The sequence below is a fragment of the Massilia horti genome, from assembly GCF_004614195.1.
Taxonomy (GTDB): domain Bacteria; phylum Pseudomonadota; class Gammaproteobacteria; order Burkholderiales; family Burkholderiaceae_D; genus Telluria; species Telluria horti.
The window spans coordinates 39,134-58,751 of sequence record NZ_SPUM01000057.1 but is presented as its reverse complement, the minus strand read 5'-3'; the positions used below and the strand labels follow the sequence as shown (position 1 = coordinate 58,751).

General features: G+C 63.0%; 20 protein-coding genes. 9 read left to right on the top strand and 11 right to left on the bottom strand.

Translation table 11 applies throughout. From position 1 onward, the window contains the following. The 5 genes from E4O92_RS09850 to E4O92_RS09830 all read left to right on the top strand — a co-directional run. On the top strand, positions 1-557 hold a 557-nt coding region (locus E4O92_RS09850; protein ID WP_135189590.1), incomplete at its 5' end, for an invasion associated locus B family protein. Positions 558-742: 185 nt separating this feature from the next. Beyond that, the gene (argJ, locus tag E4O92_RS09845; RefSeq protein ID WP_135189589.1) at positions 743-1,969 is read left to right on the top strand and encodes a bifunctional glutamate N-acetyltransferase/amino-acid acetyltransferase ArgJ; all 1,227 of its coding nucleotides are present in this window, start codon (positions 743-745) and stop codon (positions 1,967-1,969) included. A 5-nt stretch (positions 1,970-1,974) separates the two neighbouring features. Then, on the top strand, positions 1,975-2,865 hold the full coding sequence (locus E4O92_RS09840; RefSeq protein ID WP_135189588.1) for an ATP-binding protein: 891 nt from the start codon (positions 1,975-1,977) through the stop codon (positions 2,863-2,865). Beyond that, a complete protein-coding gene (locus E4O92_RS09835; protein WP_135189587.1) occupies positions 2,858-3,277 on the top strand; it encodes an NUDIX domain-containing protein in 420 nt (139 codons plus the stop codon). Before E4O92_RS09840 ends, E4O92_RS09835 begins: the two co-directional genes overlap by 8 nt. Before the next feature lie 22 nt (positions 3,278-3,299). Beyond that, positions 3,300-4,601: a D-amino acid dehydrogenase gene (locus tag E4O92_RS09830; protein WP_135189586.1), complete on the top strand. Its 1,302-nt coding sequence runs from the start codon at positions 3,300-3,302 to the stop codon at positions 4,599-4,601. Positions 4,602-4,628: 27 nt separating this feature from the next. On the opposite strand, the gene E4O92_RS09825 is transcribed toward E4O92_RS09830, so the two are convergent. Beyond that, a complete protein-coding gene (locus tag E4O92_RS09825) occupies positions 4,629-5,573 on the bottom strand; it encodes a LysR family transcriptional regulator (protein ID WP_135189585.1) in 945 nt (314 codons plus the stop codon). A 138-nt stretch (positions 5,574-5,711) separates the two neighbouring features. Here E4O92_RS09825 and E4O92_RS24795 point away from each other — a divergent pair, with 138 nt between their 5' ends. After that, positions 5,712-5,855, top strand: a complete 144-nt coding sequence (locus E4O92_RS24795) for a hypothetical protein (protein ID WP_167759748.1) — start codon at positions 5,712-5,714, stop codon at positions 5,853-5,855. A gap of 171 nt (positions 5,856-6,026) precedes the next feature. Here the strand turns inward: E4O92_RS24795 and yacG are convergent, their stop codons facing one another. The 4 genes from yacG to E4O92_RS09805 form a co-directional block, all read right to left on the bottom strand. Next, on the bottom strand, positions 6,027-6,209 hold the full coding sequence (gene yacG, locus E4O92_RS09820) for a DNA gyrase inhibitor YacG (protein WP_135189584.1): 183 nt from the start codon (positions 6,207-6,209) through the stop codon (positions 6,027-6,029). A 15-nt stretch (positions 6,210-6,224) separates the two neighbouring features. Next, the gene (gene zapD, locus E4O92_RS09815) at positions 6,225-6,980 is read right to left on the bottom strand and encodes a cell division protein ZapD (protein ID WP_135189583.1); all 756 of its coding nucleotides are present in this window, start codon (positions 6,978-6,980) and stop codon (positions 6,225-6,227) included. 64 nt (positions 6,981-7,044) lie between these two features. Next, entirely contained in the window at positions 7,045-7,692 is a 648-nt protein-coding gene (coaE, locus tag E4O92_RS09810; protein WP_135189582.1) for a dephospho-CoA kinase, read from the bottom strand. A gap of 178 nt (positions 7,693-7,870) precedes the next feature. Next, positions 7,871-8,746 carry a prepilin peptidase gene (locus tag E4O92_RS09805; protein ID WP_135189581.1) on the bottom strand — a complete coding sequence of 292 codons (876 nt, stop codon included), beginning with the start codon at positions 8,744-8,746 and terminating at the stop codon, positions 7,871-7,873. A gap of 212 nt (positions 8,747-8,958) precedes the next feature. Between E4O92_RS09805 and E4O92_RS09800 the strand changes: the two genes are divergently transcribed. Next, complete coding sequence (locus tag E4O92_RS09800; protein ID WP_135189580.1) at positions 8,959-9,666, top strand: DUF2278 family protein; 708 nt, start codon at positions 8,959-8,961, stop codon at positions 9,664-9,666. Positions 9,667-9,746: 80 nt separating this feature from the next. Then, positions 9,747-10,436, top strand: a complete 690-nt coding sequence (locus E4O92_RS09795) for an MgtC/SapB family protein (RefSeq protein ID WP_135189579.1) — start codon at positions 9,747-9,749, stop codon at positions 10,434-10,436. Positions 10,437-11,131: 695 nt separating this feature from the next. Here E4O92_RS09795 and E4O92_RS09790 read toward each other — a convergent pair. The 6 genes from E4O92_RS09790 to E4O92_RS09765 all read right to left on the bottom strand — a co-directional run bounded on the left by E4O92_RS09790 (position 11,132) and on the right by E4O92_RS09765 (position 17,978). Continuing rightward, positions 11,132-11,893: a hypothetical protein gene (locus E4O92_RS09790; protein ID WP_135189578.1), complete on the bottom strand. Its 762-nt coding sequence runs from the start codon at positions 11,891-11,893 to the stop codon at positions 11,132-11,134. 89 nt (positions 11,894-11,982) lie between these two features. After that, positions 11,983-12,354 carry a hypothetical protein gene (locus E4O92_RS09785; protein WP_135189577.1) on the bottom strand — a complete coding sequence of 124 codons (372 nt, stop codon included), beginning with the start codon at positions 12,352-12,354 and terminating at the stop codon, positions 11,983-11,985. Between the two features lie 501 nt (positions 12,355-12,855). Next, positions 12,856-14,091 carry a type II secretion system F family protein gene (locus E4O92_RS09780; protein WP_135189576.1) on the bottom strand — a complete coding sequence of 412 codons (1,236 nt, stop codon included), beginning with the start codon at positions 14,089-14,091 and terminating at the stop codon, positions 12,856-12,858. A gap of 7 nt (positions 14,092-14,098) precedes the next feature. Then, positions 14,099-15,823 (bottom strand): type IV-A pilus assembly ATPase PilB, encoded by a 1,725-nt coding sequence (pilB, locus tag E4O92_RS09775; protein ID WP_135189575.1) that lies wholly within the window; start codon positions 15,821-15,823, stop codon positions 14,099-14,101. 153 nt (positions 15,824-15,976) lie between these two features. Then, a complete protein-coding gene (locus tag E4O92_RS09770) occupies positions 15,977-17,275 on the bottom strand; it encodes an HlyC/CorC family transporter (RefSeq protein WP_135189574.1) in 1,299 nt (432 codons plus the stop codon). Positions 17,276-17,420: 145 nt separating this feature from the next. After that, a complete protein-coding gene (locus E4O92_RS09765; protein WP_135189573.1) occupies positions 17,421-17,978 on the bottom strand; it encodes a ClpP family protease in 558 nt (185 codons plus the stop codon). 163 nt (positions 17,979-18,141) lie between these two features. Between E4O92_RS09765 and xdhA the strand changes: the two genes are divergently transcribed. Continuing rightward, positions 18,142-19,608, top strand: a complete 1,467-nt coding sequence (xdhA, locus tag E4O92_RS09760; RefSeq protein WP_135189572.1) for a xanthine dehydrogenase small subunit — start codon at positions 18,142-18,144, stop codon at positions 19,606-19,608. Positions 19,609-19,618 lie beyond the last annotated feature (10 nt).

The following is a 19,618-nucleotide window of genomic DNA, read 5'->3' as shown; positions in this document are numbered from 1 at the left end:
GCCTCGCGCTGGCCGTGCTGCTCTGGGCGGCGACGGGCAGTGCGGCCCAGGCCGCCCCGGACGGGGTGCCTGGCGCCCCGCGCGTCACCCGTGAGCAGCGTTTCGGCAACTGGGGCTATTTGTGCGCCGTGGCGCGCGACGCGCGCAACCGGGATGTCGAGCGCTGCATGATCTCGCAGCTGGTGTCGGTCAACCCGCGGGCGCGCCAGGTGGTGCTGGGGCTGACCGTCGATTTCGCCGACTCGCCCGAGGTGCCGACGCTGCGCGCCCGCTTTTCGTCCAATGCCGTGCGCAAGGCCGGGATCGGGATCAAGGTCGATGCCCAGCCGGACATGCGCTTGCCGATCGGCGACTGCGACGCGCTGCGTTGCGAGGCCGTGGGACGCATGGCGCAGCCCGTGCTGAAAGTCTGGCTTTCCGGTAAGCAAGCCCGATTCGCGTACCTGATGGACGGCGGCCGGCAGATCGTGCTGCCGGTCTCGCTCAACGGCTTTGGCCAGGCGCTCGATGCGCTGCGCCAGCACCCCGGCGGCCGCCCGGGTGCCGTCAAAGCCTGAACCAAGCCCAGCGTGGCCGGCGCCGCTGCCGGCCACGCATACGGCGAGAAGCCCCGCCCGGAGGCTATTCGTCCAGGTTAATCCTCCCCCACCAAAAGTCAGCGCGGAAACAAGCGCGCCCGCGCCCATTGCTGCTGCATGACGGTACAATATCGGATTCAACATTTTCCACGCAAGAGAACGTCATGGCCGTCAATCTTCCGCTCCCAGTTGCAGCCGACCTGAAACCCGTCGACGGCATCGAACTCGGCTACGCCGAAGCCGGTATCAAGAAGCCGAACCGCAAGGACCTGCTGGTGATGAAGATCGCCGAAGGCGCCAGCGTCGCCGGTGTTTTCACCAAGAACCGCTTTTGCGCGGCGCCGGTGCAGGTCTGCAAGGCTAACCTGGCATCTGGCAAGCCGATCCGTGCGCTGGTGATCAACACGGGCAACGCCAACGCGGGTACCGGCGAGCCGGGCTTGGCCAACGCCCAGGCTACCTGCGCGCAAGTGGCGCGCCTGCTTGGCGTCGATGCGCAGCAGGTGCTGCCGTTTTCGACCGGTGTGATCCTTGAGCCGCTGCCGGTCGAGAAGATCGTCGCCAAGCTGCCCGACGCCGTGGCCAACCTCAAGCTGGATAACTGGTTCAACGCGGCCGAAGCGATCATGACCACCGACACCCAGCCGAAGGCGGCGTCCAGGACCGTCACGATCGGCGGCCATGCGGTGACGATGACCGGCATCAGCAAGGGCGCCGGCATGATCCGCCCGAACATGGCCACCATGCTGGGCTACCTGGCGATCGACGCCAAGGTCGCGCAGCCGGTGCTCGAAGAACTGGTGCGCTTTGCGGCTGACCGCTCGTTCAACTCGATCACGATCGACGGCGACACCTCGACCAACGACTCGTTCATCGTGGTGGCCACCGGCGCCGGCACGCTTACCGTGAACAGCACCGACAGCCCCGAATACGCGGCGCTGCGCGATGCGGTGACCGACATTTCGCGCAACCTGGCGCAGCAGATCGTGCGCGACGGCGAAGGCGCGACCAAGTTCATCACGGTCACGGTGGAAGGCGGCCGCGACATCGAGGAATGCCGCAAGATCGCCTACTCGATCGGGCACTCGCCGCTGGTCAAGACCGCGTTCTTCGCATCCGACCCCAACCTGGGCCGCATCCTGGCCGCGATCGGCTATGCCGGCGTGGACGACCTGGACACGGCAAAGCTCGACCTGTACCTGGACGACGTCTGGGTCGCGAAAAACGGCGGCCGCAACCCGGACTACCGGGAAGAGGACGGCCAGCGCGTGATGAAGCAGGTTGAGATCCTGGTCCGGGTCAAGCTCGGCCGGGGCGAGGCCAGCGCCACCATCTGGACCTGCGACCTGTCGCATGACTACGTGAGCATCAACGCCGACTACCGTTCGTAAGTTTCATGACTCCGCTCGAACAGTTCCTGACCCGGGCCGAAGCGCTGATGGCGCGGGTGGAGGCAGTGCTGCCCCCGGCGGTGCCGCGCGAACCGGACTGGAAACGCAGCTTCGCCTTTCGCTGGCGCCGCCGCGCGGCTGGCGGCGGGAACTACCTGCAGCCGGTGCTGCACCCGTCGACCATCCGGCTGGAGGACCTCATGCACGTCGCCGCCCAGAAGGCGGCGATCGAGCAGAACACCCGCCAGTTCGTGCGTCGCCGCCCGGCCAACAACGTGCTGCTGACCGGCGCGCGCGGCACCGGCAAGTCGTCGTTGATCAAGGCCTGCCTGAACCAGTTCGCCGACGACGGCCTGCGCCTGATCGAAGTGGACAAGGCCGACCTGGTCGACCTGCCGGATATCGTCGACCTGGTGGCTGCTCGTTCGGAGCGTTTCATCATCTTTTGCGACGACCTGTCGTTCGAGGAGGGCGAAGCCGGCTACAAGGCGCTCAAGGTCGCGCTCGACGGCAGCGTATCGACGCAGTCGGACAATGTGTTGATCTACGCCACCTCCAACCGCCGCCACCTGATGCCGGAGCGGATGTCCGACAACGCCAGCTACACCGCGGGCGAGGACGGCGACCTGCACCCGGGCGAAACGGTGGAGGAGAGGATTTCGCTGTCCGAGCGCTTCGGCCTGTGGCTCTCGTTCTACCCGTTCCGCCAGGACGACTACCTGTCGATTGTCGGCCACTGGCTGGAGAGCTTCGGCTGCAGCGAACAGCAGATCGAGGACGCACGGTCCGAGGCGCTGCGCTGGGCGCTCGCGCGCGGGTCGCGTTCCGGACGCGTGGCCTGGCAGTTCGCGAAGGACTACGCCGGACGCCTGCCGGACGGGGCGCGGCATGCTTGAGGCGAAGGCCAAGCCGGTCGACGTCGCGGTTGGCATCCTGACGCGCGAGAACGGCGATGTGCTGCTGGGCCAGCGGCCGGCCGGCAAGCCGTACGCAGGCTACTGGGAATTCCCGGGCGGGAAAGTCGAGCCGGGCGAGGACGTCTTTAGCGCGCTGCAGCGCGAATTCGTCGAAGAGCTGGGCGTGACGATCGTCAGCGCCGAGCCGTGGTGCTGCGTCGAGCACGTGTACGAGCACGCGCATGTGCGCCTGTATTTTTACATCAGCCGCGATTGGCGCGGCGAACCGCAAAGCCTGGAAGGGCAGGCTTTTGCGTGGCAAGGGCTAGTGGACGTTACCCCGCTGCTGCCCGCAACCATCCCCTTGCTTGAATGGCTCGATCAGCTGCGCTATGCAAGGACAGGCAGTTAACCCATCTGTTTGAAGGATATCCGTGAAAATCATCGTTTTGGGCAGCGGCGTCATCGGCACCACGTCTGCGTACTACCTCGCCAAGGCCGGTCATGAGGTGACGGTCATCGACCGCCAGCCGGCCGCCGGCATGGAAACCAGTTTCGGCAATGCGGGCGAGATCTCGCCCGGCTATGCCACGCCGTGGGCCGGTCCCGGCGTGCCGCTCAAGGCCATCAAGTGGCTGATGATGAAGTACAGTCCGCTGGTAGTGCGCCCCAAGTTCGACATGCAGATGTGGAGCTGGATGCTGCAGATGCTCGCCAACTGCAACCACAAGAGCTACGAGATCAACAAGAGCCGCATGGTGCGGGTGGCCGAGTACAGCCGCGACGTGCTCAAGCAGCTGCGCGTTGACACCGGCATCCAGTACGACGAGCGCACCGAGGGCACGCTGCAGCTGTTCCGCACCCAGCAGCAGCTCGATGCCGCCGCCACCGACATCGCCGTGCTGCAGCAGTCCGGCGTGCCGTACCACCTGCTCGACCCGAAGGGCTGCGAGGCGGCGGAGCCGGCGCTGGCGCGGGTGCGCGGCAAGTTCGTCGGCGGCCTGCAGCTGCCGGGCGACGAGACCGGCGACTGCTTCAAGTTCACCCAGGCGCTGGCCGAAATGGCCAGGGAACTGGGCGTCAAGTTCCGCCACAACGTGACGATCGAGCGGCTGGCAACCGAAGGCGACAAGGTCACCGGCGTGGTCACTTCGCAGGGCGATCTCAAGGCCGACACCTACGTGCTGGCGCTGGGCAGCTATTCGCCGTTCCTGCTGCGCCAAATCGGCATCAAGATTCCGGTCTATCCGGTCAAGGGCTATTCGATCACCGTGCCGATCGCCGATGCCTCGGGCGCGCCCGAGTCGACCGTGATGGACGAGACCTTCAAGGTGGCGATCACCCGCCTGGGCGACCGCATCCGCGTGGGCGGCACCGCCGAAATCGCGGGCTACGACCTGACGCTGCGCACTGAGCGCCGCGCAATCCTCGAGCATTCGGTGACCGACCTGTTCCCGCAGGGCGGGGACGTGTCGCAGGCGAGCTTCTGGTGCGGGCTGCGCCCGAACACCCCGGACGGCACCCCGGTGGTGGGACCGACCCCGCTGCGCAACCTGTTCCTCAATACCGGACACGGCACGCTGGGCTGGACCATGGCGTGCGGTTCGGCGCGGGTGACCGCCGACCTGGTGTCGGGACGCCAGCCGGAGATCAGCCTGGAAGGGCTGTTCATGGACCGCTACGGCAGCATCAACAAGCCGGTGCTGGTCCCGCAGGGCATCAGCGTCACCGCCTGATCGCCGCGGCGCGCGCGGCGGGGGCGATCACCCGTCGTGCGCCGCCACCGCCGGAATGCGCATGATCGTCTCGCGCAGCCACTTGTGCGCCGGGCGCGTCATGTCGCGCTCGTGCCAGAGCATGTCCACGTACACCATCGGCAGCTGGAACGGCAGGGTCTTGATGATCAGGCGGTTGCCAGCGCTGTCGGCCTCGATCAGGTGGCGCGGCACGACCGAGATCAGGTCGCTGCACGCGACCATGTGGAACGCGGTCGAGAACTGGTTCACCGTCAGCGCCACCCGGCGCGTGCGTCCCAGCCCGGCGAGCTGGTCGTCCGCCGGCCCTGTCGGGCTGCCGGAAAAGCTGACCAAGACGTGCAGCGCGTCGCAGTAGCGGTCGATCGTCAGTTCCTCGTTCGCCAGCGGATGGCCGGGCCGCATGATGCACACCGGCTCGCCGCTATAGAGCCGCTGGTGGTGCAGCGTAATGTCGCGCTGCTGGCCGTCGCGCAGCTGGGCCAGCACGCCCGGGAAGGAACCGACCGCCAGGTCCGCCTGCGAATTGAACAGCATCGGGCGCGGGTCGCGTCCGGTGAGCGGCACCAGCCGGATATCGATTTCGGGCGCCTCGTTGCGGATGCGTTCCATTACCTGAGGCAGCAGCAGGGTGGCCGTCGAATCGGCCATCGCGATGCGAAAGCTGGCCTTGGTCGAGGCCAGGTCGAACCGTTCCGGATTCATCACGCCTTCCAGCGTGGCCAGCGCCGAGCGCACCGCCGGCCAGATTTCCAGCGCGCGCGCGGTAGGCTTCATGCCGCGCGCGGTACGCACCAGGATGTCGTCGTTGGCCGCTTCGCGCAGCCGCTTGAGGGCGTTCGACACGGCGGGCTGGGTAGTGGAAAGGCGCTCCGCAGCGCGCGTGATGTTTTGCTCGGTCATTACCGCGTCAAAAATGCGCAACAGATTCAGGTCGAACGTTTGAAAATTCATCGACAGATATCCTCGACAGTCATGGGGGCGGCGGCGATTATTCTCGGATTGAATACTGCGTATGGTCAAAGAAAATTGGCCGCCAATAGGCCTCGTCATTATGATGACCAGGACTAATTATCTCATTGCGGAGGAAATATGCTGACATCCTTGGTGCAGGGCGAGCGCGCGTATGCTGGTGCATCCTTCAAACATGACACGCTGTGGGCGCGTGTCCGTCACGTTGCCGTGCGCTCGCTCGAGCTGCTCGGCCAGGCCAAGAGCCAGGAACCGCTGGAATAAGACGCGGAGCAAACCCCACCTGTTTGCGGATGCAGAATCGTAGGGGGCGCGGGGCCGCCGAGGACCTGTGCGCACGCGGTTCGCAAACGCGGCGTAGCGATGCAGTAGCCGCAAGTCGGCATGCAGTGACCGCGTGCGCACTGGTGCGCACCCCAACGCCTCCGGCACGGGTTAGCCTTCAGTCGGCGGCTCGTCCGGATTGTCGGTTGGCGCAGCGCCGGGAATCGAATATTTTTCTTCCGCCCACGCACCCAGATCGATCTTCTTGCAGCGCTCGGAACAGAACGGGCGGTACTTGTTTGCTTCGGTCCACTCGACTTTTTTGCCGCAGGTCGGGCAGGAGACAACGGTCATGGCAATACAGCTATCCTAGAAATTACAAAGCGTGAGCTCGAACGGCACGTCGCCTTCCAGCGGCTTGGGCTTCAGGTCCCCGCCTTGAGTGGTAAAGCGCGCCCACAGCATATATTTGTTAGCGGAGATCTCCGGGATCGCCCCCAGCGTCTCATCCACCGACAGGCGCAGCATCTGGTACACCTTTCCCTGCAGCATCTGCTGGTAGCTGCCGGCCACCGCGACCAGCTTGATCGGCGCGCCCGATTGGCGCAGCAGGCGCAGCACCAGGGCCAGCGCGGCGCACAGCGGGGTCAGCGGTGCAAACCAGTTCATGATGTCCGCATGGCGCTGCTCGGCAGGGCGCTTCTGCCATGCGTGGTACGAGGGTAAATCAAATTCGCAGGCGCCGCCCGGGATGATGGTGCGGCCGCGGATGCTCATCAGCCATTCGTTGTCGCGCACGTTCTGGCCGGTCTTGCCCTGGGCCGCGACCAGCGCGCTGCTGACCTGGTCCAGCTCGCCCAAGACGGCGTCGAGCATGTCCACGGCGACGTTGGGATTGGTGCGGTAGGCGAGCAGGCTCTGTTTCTGGCGCTCGAGTTCCTGGAGCAGGTCGGACTTGAGATCGGCGCGGCCAGCCACTTCGAGCATGTCGAAGATCGTCGAGAGCGCCACATGGTGTTGCATCGGATGTTCTTGCTGCACAAAGAACTTGAATTTTTCGTACAGGTCTTCCAGCCGCAACAACGTGCGAATGCGCTCGTTGAAAGGATATTCGTAGACGATCAAAATGACATTCCTTTGAATGTAGGCTGGCGAGCAACCCCGTGATTCTGAACCAAGCCGCTCAAAATTACAAACGCTCTATATGCATTATTGCCATTCTTTGCGCTTCCGACAGGTAAAACGCATGCAGGCGTTCGACCTGGGGCACCAGCGCCTCTAACCCGTCGTCATTAAGCACCACGTCGTCGGCCACCGCCAGCCGCTGTTGGCGGCTCGCCTGCGCCGCCATAATCGCGTGCACCTGCGCTTCGGGAAAGCTGTTTCGGGCCATCACCCGCTGCACTTGCAGCGCCTCCGGGGTGTCGACCGCCAGCACGCGCGTGACGCGCTCGCGCCAGTCGCCGGATTCGACCAGCAGGGGCACGACAAAGATCGTGTAGGGGCCAGTCGCCAGCGCGGCGGCGGCATTGGTCGCTTCGCGGATACGCGGGTGCAGGATGGCTTCGAGGCGGGTGCGTGCGCCGGGGTCGGCAAATACCAGCTGGCGCATGCGTGCGCGGTCGAGCGCGCCGTCAGGCGTGGCAAATTCGGGGCCGAACTCGGCAACCAGGGCGGGCATGGCCGCGCCGCCGGGCGCAGTCAGCGAGTGCGCGATCACGTCGGTGTCGATCACCGTGGCGCCCCGTTCGGCGAACATATCGGCCACCGTGGACTTGCCGGAACCGATGCCGCCCGTCAGGCCGACCGTGAATGCGTTTGCCCTGGCTTGTTCCATGCGCTCCTCCCGGCTAGTGTCCTGAATTGCTAGTTCGTTGAGTAATAAATGTGGCGAAATCGAGCTGAGACAAGGAACAAAGCACAGCAAGGCCGAGGCATTGCGCGCATTTGTGACGCGGTATCAGTTTGATTGTCGCCATATTTATTCAACGAATCTGCAATTCAGGACACTAGGTTCAGCCTTGTGCGATCAGGGTTTGTGCGTAGCGGCTGATCGGTGCGCCATACAGCATGGCGATCAGGCCGGCGGCCGCGAGGTAGGGGCCGAATGGGATCGGCTTGTCGCGTGCGCGCTTGGCAAACACGATCAGGCTGATGCCGACCAGCGCGCCGACCACCGACGACAGCAGGATAATCGTGGGCAGCATCTGCCAGCCGAGCCAGGCGCCGAGCGCCGCCAGCAGCTTGAAATCACCATAGCCCATTCCTTCCTTGCCCGTCGCTAGCTTGAACAGCCAATAGACCGACCACAGCGCCAGGTAGCCGGCCGTCGCGCCGATCACGGCGTCATGCAACGGCACGAACATGCCATTCAGGTTGACCAGCAAGCCTGCCCACAGCAGCGGATAGGTGAGGTCGTCGGGCAGCAGCTGGGTGTCGAAGTCGATGAAGGTCATCGCCAGCAGCAGGTAGGCGAACAGCAGCACCGCCAGCCCGGTCCAGCCGCTGCCGAAGGACCACACCAACAGCGCCGACAGCAGGCCGGTGAGCAGTTCGATGGCCGGGTAGCGCGCCGGGATCGGCGCCTTGCAGGCGCTGCATTTCCCGCCAAGCACCAGCCAGCTGATGACTGGAATGTTCTCCAGTGCAGTGATCTGGTGTCCGCAGTGTGGACAGGCGCTGCGCGGCACCGCCAGGTTGAAGCGGTCCGTGTGCGGCAGCTCCTTGCCCAGCTCGTGCGCGACGTAATTGTCGGACTCGCGCTGCATCATCTTCGGAATCCGGTAGATCACCACATTCAGGAAGCTGCCGATGAGTAAGCCGAATACGCAGGCGACAATCGTCGCGCCGAGCGAGCCCGGTGCTGCGAATAAGAGTGATTCGGGTGACATAGCTCTCCTGTTGTTCGGTGTGAGGACATTCCCTAGATCAACATATTTTAGGCGCTTTATCCGTTTTGGCGAAGCACCGTGCCAGCCGGGCGTTCGCCGTGTGGCCGCCAGAGCTCCCATCGCGGGGCGCCGCGGGCAGCACCAAGGTCTCACTTGTGGTGGGGCCAGGCCAGGAACTACTCTCAAGACGCATGCTTTTATTGGAGGGAATCATGGCTCTGACCTATGGGGTAGTAAAGGCGAAAGTCATTGGCGCGCCGGTAATGAAAGCAAAATTCCTGCAGGCGCAGCATGAAACGCAATACCACATGCATGTCAGGTTGCAGGCCGGTTCGGAGCAGTGGGACAGCGCCGTCAACGTCGGCACGGACGATGCCGATGATTTGCTGCGCTATCGGCTGGCGTATGACTTCCATCACGAAATATGCCAAAACCTGCGCGCGATGGATTCCGGCTTTCTCGAATTGCGGGCGCGACAGCTTCCCGCACTGGATTTTCTGCGTTCGGACATCCTGAACGGAACCGGCCATTGGCGCGACAGCGATGTCATGGATGGCACCGCGTATGCTGAGCCGCCAGCCTCGCTCTCGCGCCTGTTGCACCGGGCGCAGGAGGGTGGCTGCGACGTCTATCTGTTCGGCCGCACCTATCGGGACGGGGAGCCGGGAATTCACGACATTCACATGAACCAGGGGTCGACCGGGCCGCACTTTCTCAACAATGGCAACGACCGCATTGACCACAATGACGTGTGGCAGGACGGCGCCGTGCTGGTCGATCTTGGACTAGACAACTGGGCGGCATATTTTACGGCGTTCACACAGCAGCTTGTGCCGACCGACGACGCCGGTAATCCCACGGCGGGTGCCCATGAAATCCGCGACAGCGATCCCGGCGGGGCTGCCAAATCAGCCTTGTAAGTGCTTGCACGGGTGCCGCAGCCAGTTATCGAAGCAGGCTACAATAGGACTCCCATAATTACAGTTGACTGGCAACCCTGATGCTAAGTCATGGGGAAGTCGTGCTTCGTTTGGTGATCGCGGCCATTCTCGGCGGAGTGGTCGGGCTGGAGCGCGAACGCCTCGAATCGGTCGCAGGCCTGCGCACGCACATGCTGGTGGGCCTGGGTTCCGCGCTGGTCATGCTGGTCTCGGCATACGGTTTCTCCGACGCTCTGGTCGGCAGTCACGTTGTACTCGACCCTTCACGGGTGGCTGCCCAAGTCGTCAGCGGGATCGGCTTTCTCGGAGCGGGAACGATCCTTTTCCTTCGTCAGGAAGTGATTCGTGGCCTGACCACCGCAGCCAGCCTTTGGACCGTTGCGGCCGTTGGCCTGGCCGTCGGCGGCGGTTTATATGTCGCGGCCGTCGCGACCACGGCGCTTATCCTGATCATTCTTGCACTGGTCAAGCCGCTGGAGCGGCGACTTTTCCGCAATCAACACCGCCATTTTCGGATCGAAGCCGATCGGGGATCGCTGCCGCTGGAGCGAATCGAGTCCGAGATTGCAGCCGCAGGACTCGCGGTGCAACAAATGACGCTGACGCACGGCGATACTGTGGATTGGATCAACCTCAGCTTCGTACGTGGCGCGCCCCAGGAGACGATGGCTTCGCTTGCTGCAAAGCTTCATTCGATCGAAGGCGTACGCCGCATCACACTGCAGACCAAAACAGCTAAAGGTCGATAGTTAAGCTTTCATTGCTGGCGCAGCAGGCCCTCATGTACGAATCAGTGCTGAGGGGGAACCAGCCATGGTCGACATTGTGGGAAATGTCTTCCAGGCGTGACCGTCGCGTTGCCACCGATGGTCGGTGGCAGCTTACTGCCGGCGACTGTCTGGCGATGCGACTGGAACAGCTGTTCCAAACTGCTACTTGGGATATATGTGGCAGCCTACGCTCTGTACCAAATCGTCTTTGACTGGCTGTGGTCCACTCATTCGAGCCATGCGGGCGACGCACCGGACTGTAACGGTCCTCCACTCCCAATCGCGGTGCAGATCCCGATGGCTGGAGTCCGGCGATAGCGGGCCGCCCTCCCAAGCCTGAACATCACCAGTTATGTCACATAAAGGTAGCGAGTCAGCCGAGAGAGTGAATTCGATATCAATCTGATCCCCGAAACGGCTAACGACGGCGGATTTGAACGGATGCCTTCCAATATCAACTGTATATTCCCCTTCGTCTTCCGTAACCCTTCCGCCCAGCAACTGAGCCACTGCCCTTGGGCTGTGATTACCAAGGCCAAGTTGCTTAACCAAACTTTCGATTTTCGTTGAATCCTGCATCATTTTTCCCGATCTCTCAGTAGGAGCCATATCGCAGGCGAATGCCGTGGCGACTGCAAAAAGGACGACTAAAGCCCGCGCAGCTAGTGTACTCATCAATGATTACCCTTCGGCTTCAAAGCGTCCTCGATGCCCTTCTTTGCCCGGCCACCGCAGTCCCAGGCGTCCGCTTCCTCCGGAAGGGCGCGGTAAGCCGCGTAAGTCGCCACATACGTTTGCTGAGTAGCTGCCAACCGGGCCGCTGCTTGCGCTATTTTCGCTTGGTCGCCCGACTTTGTCGCCGCTTCATGCGCTTTTTTCGCCTCTAAATATGCCTTCGTTTGCGGGCCCAGATTGTGGAGCGTCGTGTTGCGGGATTGTGAGCCTGCACCCCATACGCTCGTGTACAGTTGGTCCGCACATAGACGACGGCAATCGGATGCTCCGAGAGGCTGTGAGGCGGCCTTTTTTGCGACGGGCGGAGGGAATGTTTTCAGGATGGTAGACGCTTTCCCCTCAGTTTCGGCTTGGCGCCTGGCGATCAGGTACCATTGTTCCGCGTGGCGCGTTTCATGATAAATAGTGTCGCCGAGCGCGGCGGCTTGTTGCGCGCTCAGCTCGTTGTGCTGCAGTAGATTCGGGTTAACCTTGATTTGCCATTCCTTATAGCTGAATATGCCATTCTTCTGCGGATCATCCTTCAATTCCTTCTCGGTCATTTTCACCAATCTAGGCGAAGGGGATCCGTTGGCTTGCGCTTGTGCGGATGCAAGAGCTTGTAGCCTTTGTTGCCGTTGCGCAGGTTTCAGCTTTGGCCAGTCTTTTTGCAGAGCCGCCATGCCGCTGGAAAAACCATTTATTTGAGCTTCGGCAGACATTCCCTGGCCCTGGCACGGTTTGGAAGCCGCCTGCGCGCAGGGTTGAACGGCGCCTGCAGAACTATTTGGGCTGGTAATTCCGGCAGCCATTAGTTTGGTCCCCGGAAGGGTGCGCCCCATTGGTTGTAGAGGTCAAGCATGACATTGACCTTCTCCCGTGGTGTCAGGTTTGGATGCTCAAGAACTGTGTCCACCAACAGGCCTCGTGGCCCGACTGTGACACAGGCTTCAGCTAGTGCATATAGCTCCCCACGCAGCGCAAACCCATGCTTTGCACCAATTGTCGCAATTTGATCCACTAAGCGCACCCGATCCTCCCGCGTCAGAGCTGGCCAGTTGACTGCCGGGTGTCGATCTTCCCGGTCAAAATGCTCGGATAAAGCGTCGGCCAAATCCAGCACGGTTTGCCCGAAAGCCTGACGGGTAAGAAACTCCATCTGGGTTTTCGTGATCTGGAGCATGATCGATTTTTTTGCTGTATGGTTTGAGGCAAGTTTTCGTTTATGAGCCGGAAGAGGGCCGTGAAGCGAACTGAGCCATTGTCGGGCTTTCAGGTTGGGAGGAATTGAATTCGATCAGGTGTCGTGGCGATAGCGGTGATGCTGATGTGACCCAGACGCCTCGACGCTTAGAGCGTGTATCGAGAGGAAGAAGAGTGAGGTACCGTTACCGCAGCCCGTTTGGTCTTGAGTAGCCAAGTTCCGCACTCATGCGCATTTGAGGCCGCACTTTTTGCAAGGTCACAGGCTTTACGGACTCGGCAGAAGGCTGGGATGCCCATTCTCGGGCGGTGGCTGCCTGTCGCGGGCCGGACTTTGTTTCTCGGGACGAGGCAACTGGGCAAGGTTTTGCCTACCCCTTGCCCTGCGAATCTACTGCAAGCTATATGAGAACACTGCGACTTTACTGCCAAGTTCTCCGAGTCACTGCGAATTTTTTCTGAAAAGCTACATTTGGTGGCGTTACACCACCGACCCCAGCTTAAAGATCGGCAAATACATCGCAATCACCAGGCCGCCGATCAGCACGCCCAGCACGACCATGATCAGCGGTTCCATCAGCGACGACAATGCGGCCACCGCCTCGTCGACCTCATCCTCGAAGAAGTCGGCGACCTTGCCCAGCATCGCGTCGAGCGCGCCCGATTCCTCGCCGATCGCCACCATCTGGGTGACCATGTTGGGGAACACGTTGGAGGCGACCATCGAGGTGGTCAGGCTGGTGCCAGTGCTGACCTCGGTCTGGATCTTTTTGGTCGCATCGAGGTAGACCACGTTGCCGGCGGCGCCGCCGACCGAATCGAGCGCCTCGACCAGCGGCACGCCGGCCGCGAACATGGTCGCCAGCGTGCGGGTCCAGCGCGCAATGGTGGCCTTGCGGATGACGGGGCCGAACACCGGCACCTTGAGCAGCAGGCGGTCCATGAAGTGCTGCACCTTGAGCGAGCGGCGCCAGGCCTGGAAAAAGAAATAGAGGCTGCCGCCCACCGTGCCGAAGATGAGCAACCAGTAGTCGACGAAGAATTCGGACATGTTCATGACCAGGACCGTCGGCGCCGGCAGGCTGGCGCCGAAGCTCTCGAACACGGATTTGAAAGCCGGCACCACCCAGATCATGATGACCGCCGTGACGATGAAGGCGATCGCCAAAATGGCGCAGGGGTACATCAGTGCAGACTTGATCTTGCCCTTGATGGCGAGCGTCTTTTCCTTGTAGACGGCCAGGCGCGTGAGCAGGTCTTCGAGGATGCCGGCCTGTTCGCCCGCCGCCACCAGGTTGCAGAACAGCGGGTCGAAATACAGCGGGTACTTGCGAAATGCGTTGTTCAGGCTGGTGCCAGTCTCGATGTCGGCGCGCAGTTCCATGATCAGCTTGGACACCGACGGGTTGGCATGGCCCTTGCCGACGATGTCGAACGACTGCAGCAGCGGCACGCCGGCCTTCATCATGGTCGCCAGCTGGCGGGTGAACAGGGTCAGGTCCTTTTCGCTCACCTTTTTGCCGCCGCGGTAGGCCTTTTTCTTGACCTTGGTGACCATGATGCCCTGGCGGCGCAGGGTCACGGTGACGATCGCCTCGCCGGCCGCACGCAATTCGCCGCGCACGGTCTTGCCGAATTTGTCCTTGCCTTCCCAGGCGTAGACCGATTCCTTGACCTGGACGCCGCCGGTGTTCCTGGAGGATGCGGAGGTTGCCATATGCTTCCTATTCGTTGGTGCAGCCAAGCACTTCTTCGAGGCTGGTCATGCCCTGTTTTACTTTGAGCAGGCCGGAGCGGCGCAGCGAGTTCACGCCTTCTTGCTCGGCCTGGGCGGCAATCTCCATCGCGTTGCCGTTGGCAAGGATCAGTTTTTCGATGGCGGGGGTGATCGGCATGATCTGGTAGATGCCGACCCGGCCCTTGTAGCCGGTACCCATGCAACGTTCGCAGCCGACCGGGCCGTAGGGCTGCCACTCGTCTTCCAAGTCGCTGGCGCGAAATCCCGCAGACAGCAGCGCGTCGCGGCTGATGTCGAGCGGCTGCTTGCAGCTGCACAGGCGCCGCGCCAGGCGCTGCGCGGTGATCAGGATGACCGACGAGGCGATGTTGAACGGCGCCACGCCCATGTTCATCAGGCGCGTCAGGGTCGACGGCGCGTCGTTGGTGTGCAGCGTGGAAAACACCATGTGGCCAGTCTGGGCGGCCTTGATCGCGATGTCGGCGGTTTCCAGGTCGCGAATCTCGCCGACCATGATGACGTCCGGGTCCTGGCGCAGGAAGGATTTGAGCGCGGCGGCGAAGGTCAGGCCGGCCTTGTCGTTGACGTTGACCTGGTTCACGCCGGGCAGGTTGATCTCGGCCGGGTCTTCCGCGGTCGAGATGTTAATGCCCGGTTTGTTGATCACGTTCAGGCAGCTGTACAGCGACACCGTCTTGCCCGAGCCGGTCGGGCCGGTCACCAGCACCATGCCGTAGGGACGCTGGATCGCGTCCAGCAGCAGCGCCTTTTGATCCGGGTCGTAGCCGAGCGCGTCGATGCCCATCTGGGCCTGGGTCGCGTCCAGGATACGCATCACCGTCTTTTCGCCGAACAGGGTGGGCAGGGTGCTGACGCGGAAATCGATGGTGCGCGTGGGCGACAGGATCAGGCGCATGCGCCCGTCCTGCGGCACGCGCTTTTCCGAAATGTCGAGCTTGGCCAGCACCTTGATGCGCGAGACCAGTTTCTCGCGGATCGATACCGGCGGCGCGGCGTGGTCGCGCAGCACGCCGTCGATGCGCATCCGGATCCGGTAGGTCTTCTCGTACGGCTCGAAGTGGATGTCCGAGGCGCCGATCGAGACCGCATCCATCAGGATCTTGTTGAGGAACTTGACGATCGGCGCGTCTTCGACCTCGTTGGCCGACTCCATTGTCGCCTGCGCCGGCTCGTCTTCGGCGAACTCGATCTCGCCCTCGTCGCCGACCAGGTCGTTCAGGCTCTGTTCGGCGCTCTTGCCCAGCGCGGCCAACAGGTTCAACAGCGCGTCGTGGGCGACGATCACCGGTTCGACCGCGGCCTCGCTCTGGAACTTGATCTGGTCCAGGGCCGGGGTGTTGGTGGGGTCCGAAATCGCGACCGACAGCTTGTTGCCGCGCTTGGCGAGCGCAATCACGCGCTGCGCCTGCATCAGGCGCATGTCGATCACGCCGGCGGGCAGGGCCTCGGCCGAGCAGGCCGACAGGTCGAGCAGTGGATAGCCGAAGGTTTCGGCGCAGAACACGGACAGGGCGCGGGCGTCGATGCCGCCGCTGGCGAGCAGCGCGTCAATGAAGGGTTTCTTCTCGGCGGCCGCCTTTTTCTGGATGGTGTCGGCCTGGGTCATGTCCAGCCGTCCCGCCTGCACCAGCGCACGCGCCAGACCGGCCATCGGCGTGCCTGAAGTCGCGTTGGGTAGGACTGCTGCCATATGAGCCGTGGATTAAGTGCCAGGAGAACAACAAAAACGCCGGGCAGGGGATAGCCAGCCCGTCCGGATTGTCTGGATGATGCCTCTGGGCATCAAATTTGTAAAGCGTGTCGCGCTCGGCAGAGGCGTTCATACCACGCCACGCGCAGGATATCAGGCTGCCTGGGCACGCCGGGCTCCCGGCGGGCGCAACAGTTTGACGACCTTGATGGCCTGGTTTTGTACCTGCACCACTTCTACTATACAGTTTCCGATCTTCAGGGAGATTGGCGAATCGGGAATGTCCTGGAGTTGTTCGAGAAGCAAGCCGTTGACGGTCTTGGGCCCGTCCAGCGGCAGGTCGAGGTCGAGCCGCTTGTTGATGTCGCGCAGCGGCGTCGAGCCTTCCAGCAGGCATTCGCCGTTGGCGTTCCAGCCGAAGGTGTCGCTCCGTTTCGCGCCCGGCATCGAGGTGGTGAAGTCGCCGATCATCTCTTCGATGATGTCTTCCAGCGTGACCAGTCCTTGGACCTCGCCGTATTCGTCGACGATGATGCCGAGCCGCTCCCGGTTTTCCTGGAAATACTGAAGCTGGGTAAAGACGCCGGTGTCTTGCGGGATGAAGTAAGGCTCGGTGAGCAGCTCGCGGAAATGCTCGATCGTCAAGTCGTCGTCCTGGTTCAGGAGCGCCACGGCCTTGCGCACATGCAGGATGCCGACGATCCGGTTGATCTCGCCTTCGTAGACGGGCAGCTTGTTGTGGTAGCAGGTGGCCAGCTCGTTCTTGATCGCCGCCACCGGCAGGGCCAGGTTCAGTGCCTCGATCTGGGCGCGCGGCGTCATGATGTCTTCGACCGAGATGGTTTCCAGGTCGAACAGGTTGAGCAGGATGCTCTTGTGCTTTTGCGGGATGAAATTGCCGCCTTCGAGCACGATCGAGCGCAGCTCCTCCGGCGACAGGCGGTGCTGGTGCTCGCTGCTGCCGGCGCGGATGCGCAGCAGCTTGAGCACGCCCGACACGAACAGGTTGACGAACCAGATCACCGGCTTGGCCACGGCCATCAGCGGCTTGAGCACGAGGCTGGTGCCGAGCGAAATCCGTTCGGGGTAAGTGGCGCCGATCACCTTGGGCGTGATCTCGGCGAACACGATGAGCAGGAAAGCGACGACCGCTGTTGCAATCGTGATCACGCTTTCTTCACGCCCGAAGAACAGGATCGCGATGGTGGTGACCAGCGCGGTGGCCATCGCATTGATCAGCGTATTGGCGATCAGCACCAGCGACAGCAGCTTGTCGGTGCGTTCGAGCAGCCACAGGGTGGTGATGGCGCCGCGGTTGCCACGTTTTGCAAGGTGGCGCAGGCGGTACTTGTTGGCTGCCATCAGCGCGGTTTCCGCCATCGCGAAAAAGGCCGAGCAGAGGATCAGCAGGACGAGTGCGGAAAAGAGCACCCAAAGGGGTACGGTATCCAAGGCTCACCGTAAAGATGCTTGAAAGGGGTGCTGGCGCAGGCCAGCGCGGTGCCGCCGCGGATTTTCGCGACAGCAGAGGCCGATTCTAAGGCAAGCTTATTTCCCTTGCAAGTTTCGCCTCGCCGGCCGCGCCTCGCCGGCTGCCTCAATTCCACCAGTGCGAGGTGGTGCCTGCCTGGGGCAGCCGGGCCTGGATCGCCTGGTGGATGATGCCGGCGTCGACCGCCTGGTCGGCGGTGTAGATGCGGGCATTGCCGGTCAGGTGGAACCGGATGTCGGTGCCGACCCGGGCGCCGCGGGTGGCTTCTTCAAAAATGGCGGCATAGCGCTCGGCGTCGAAGTCGAGGCAGTCGCGCCACTCGGACACGCGGGCGTGGTCGGCCGCCACCAGGTTGCCAAAGCCCCAGTGCAGCGGGTGCACGAGAAAGCGCGTGCCAGGGCAGGCGTAGCGTTTCTGCCCGGCGAGGAAGATCACGACGGCGACCGATTCCACGCTGCCGATGTTGTGGGTGGTGAGCGGCAGCGGCAGCGACTTGAGGAAGAAGTGCAGCGCGAAACCGGCCGTCATGTTGCCGCCTTCGCTGGACATGTGCAGTGCGATCTCGCTGGCGCCGCTTTGCAGCGCCTGCAGGCACAGGTTGCGGACCGTGCAGGCCGAGGTGTGGTTGATCGGACCGATGAAGTGAACGATGTGCAATGACATTTTCTCTCCTGACGCCATGGGTCAAGCATAGCAAGTTTGGTCGTGGGGCCGCGTTCCGCTGGTGAGTAGTATGGTAAATTTATGATGAGCAATATAAGCCGTTGATTATAATTGTCCGGTTGCTGAGTGTTAGCCTTTATGCTGGGTTAAATCCGAGATAATGATGCCAGATCCGATTCGTTTTTATTACCGTGGCGCAGTGCATGAAGTGGCCGATGCCGCGCCCACGCAGACCATCCTGCAGCACCTGCGGGAGGATTTGCATTGCACGGGCACCAAGGAAGGCTGCGCCGAGGGCGACTGCGGCGCCTGCACGGTCGTGATCGGATCGCTCGAACACGGCAAGGTGGAGCTGAAGGCGGTCAATTCCTGCATCCAGTTTACGCCCACGCTCGACGGCCGTGCGCTGTTCACGGTGGAGGACTTGCAGCAGCCGGACGGCGCGCTGCACCCGGTGCAGCAGGCGCTGGTCGAGTGCCACGGCTCGCAGTGCGGCTTTTGCACGCCGGGGTTCGCGATGTCCCTGTGGGGCATGTACCTCGGGCAGGACGGGCAGGCCCCGACCCGGCGCGACATCGATGACGCCCTCTCGGGCAACCTGTGCCGCTGCACCGGCTACCGGCCGATCATCGACGCCGCGCACCGCATGTGCGAGCTGCCGCGCGTCCAATTCGACCGCGACGCGCTGGCCGAACAACTGCGCGAACTGGCGCGCGACCAGCTGGCCACGCACGGGCGCGGCGAACAACGCTTCTACGCGCCGCGCACCCTGGAAGAACTGGTGCGTCTGCGCGCCGAACACCCGGACGCGCTGCTGCTCGCCGGTTCGACCGACGTCGGGCTGTGGGTCACCAAGCAGATGCGCGAACTGGGTCAGATCATCTACCTCGGCAATGTGGATGCGCTCAAGCTGGTCACCGAGTCGGACGGCATGATCGAGATCGGCGCCGGCGTTTCGCTGAACGATGCCTACGCCGCCTTGTGCCGCCATTATCCGGGCGAGCTGTCGGAACTGTGGCAGCGTTTCGCTTCGCTCCCGGTGCGCAATGCCGGCACGCTGGGCGGGAACGTGGCCAACGGCTCGCCGATCGGCGACTCGATGCCGTGGCTGATCGCGCTGGGCAGCCAGGTGGTGCTGCGTGGCGCCGGCGGCGAGCGGGTGCTGGCGCTGGAAGACTTTTACCTGGCCTACCAGCGCAAGGACCTGCGGCCGGATGAATTCGTGCAGTCCGTGCGCGTGCCGTTGCCGCGCGCCGGCGTGCGGTTCCGTACCTACAAGCTTGCCAAGCGCTTTGACCAGGACATCTCGGCGGTGTGCGCCGCGTTCGCTTTTGAACTCGACGGGGACGTCATCCGTTCCGCACGCATCGCCTTTGGCGGCATGGCCGCGACACCGAAACGCGCCGCCGCGGCGGAGGCACTGCTGGCAGGGCGCCGCTGGAGCGAGGAGACGCTGGACATGGCAACAGCGGCGCTGGCCCAGGATTACGCCCCGCTGTCCGACATGCGCGCCACGAACAATTACCGGCTGCAGGCCGCGCAGAACCTGCTGCGCCGCTTCTGGTTCGAGACACGCCTTGAGGATCCGCTACCGGCCCAGGCATTGAATGCATTCGCGGTGCGGGCATGAGGGAGGCTGA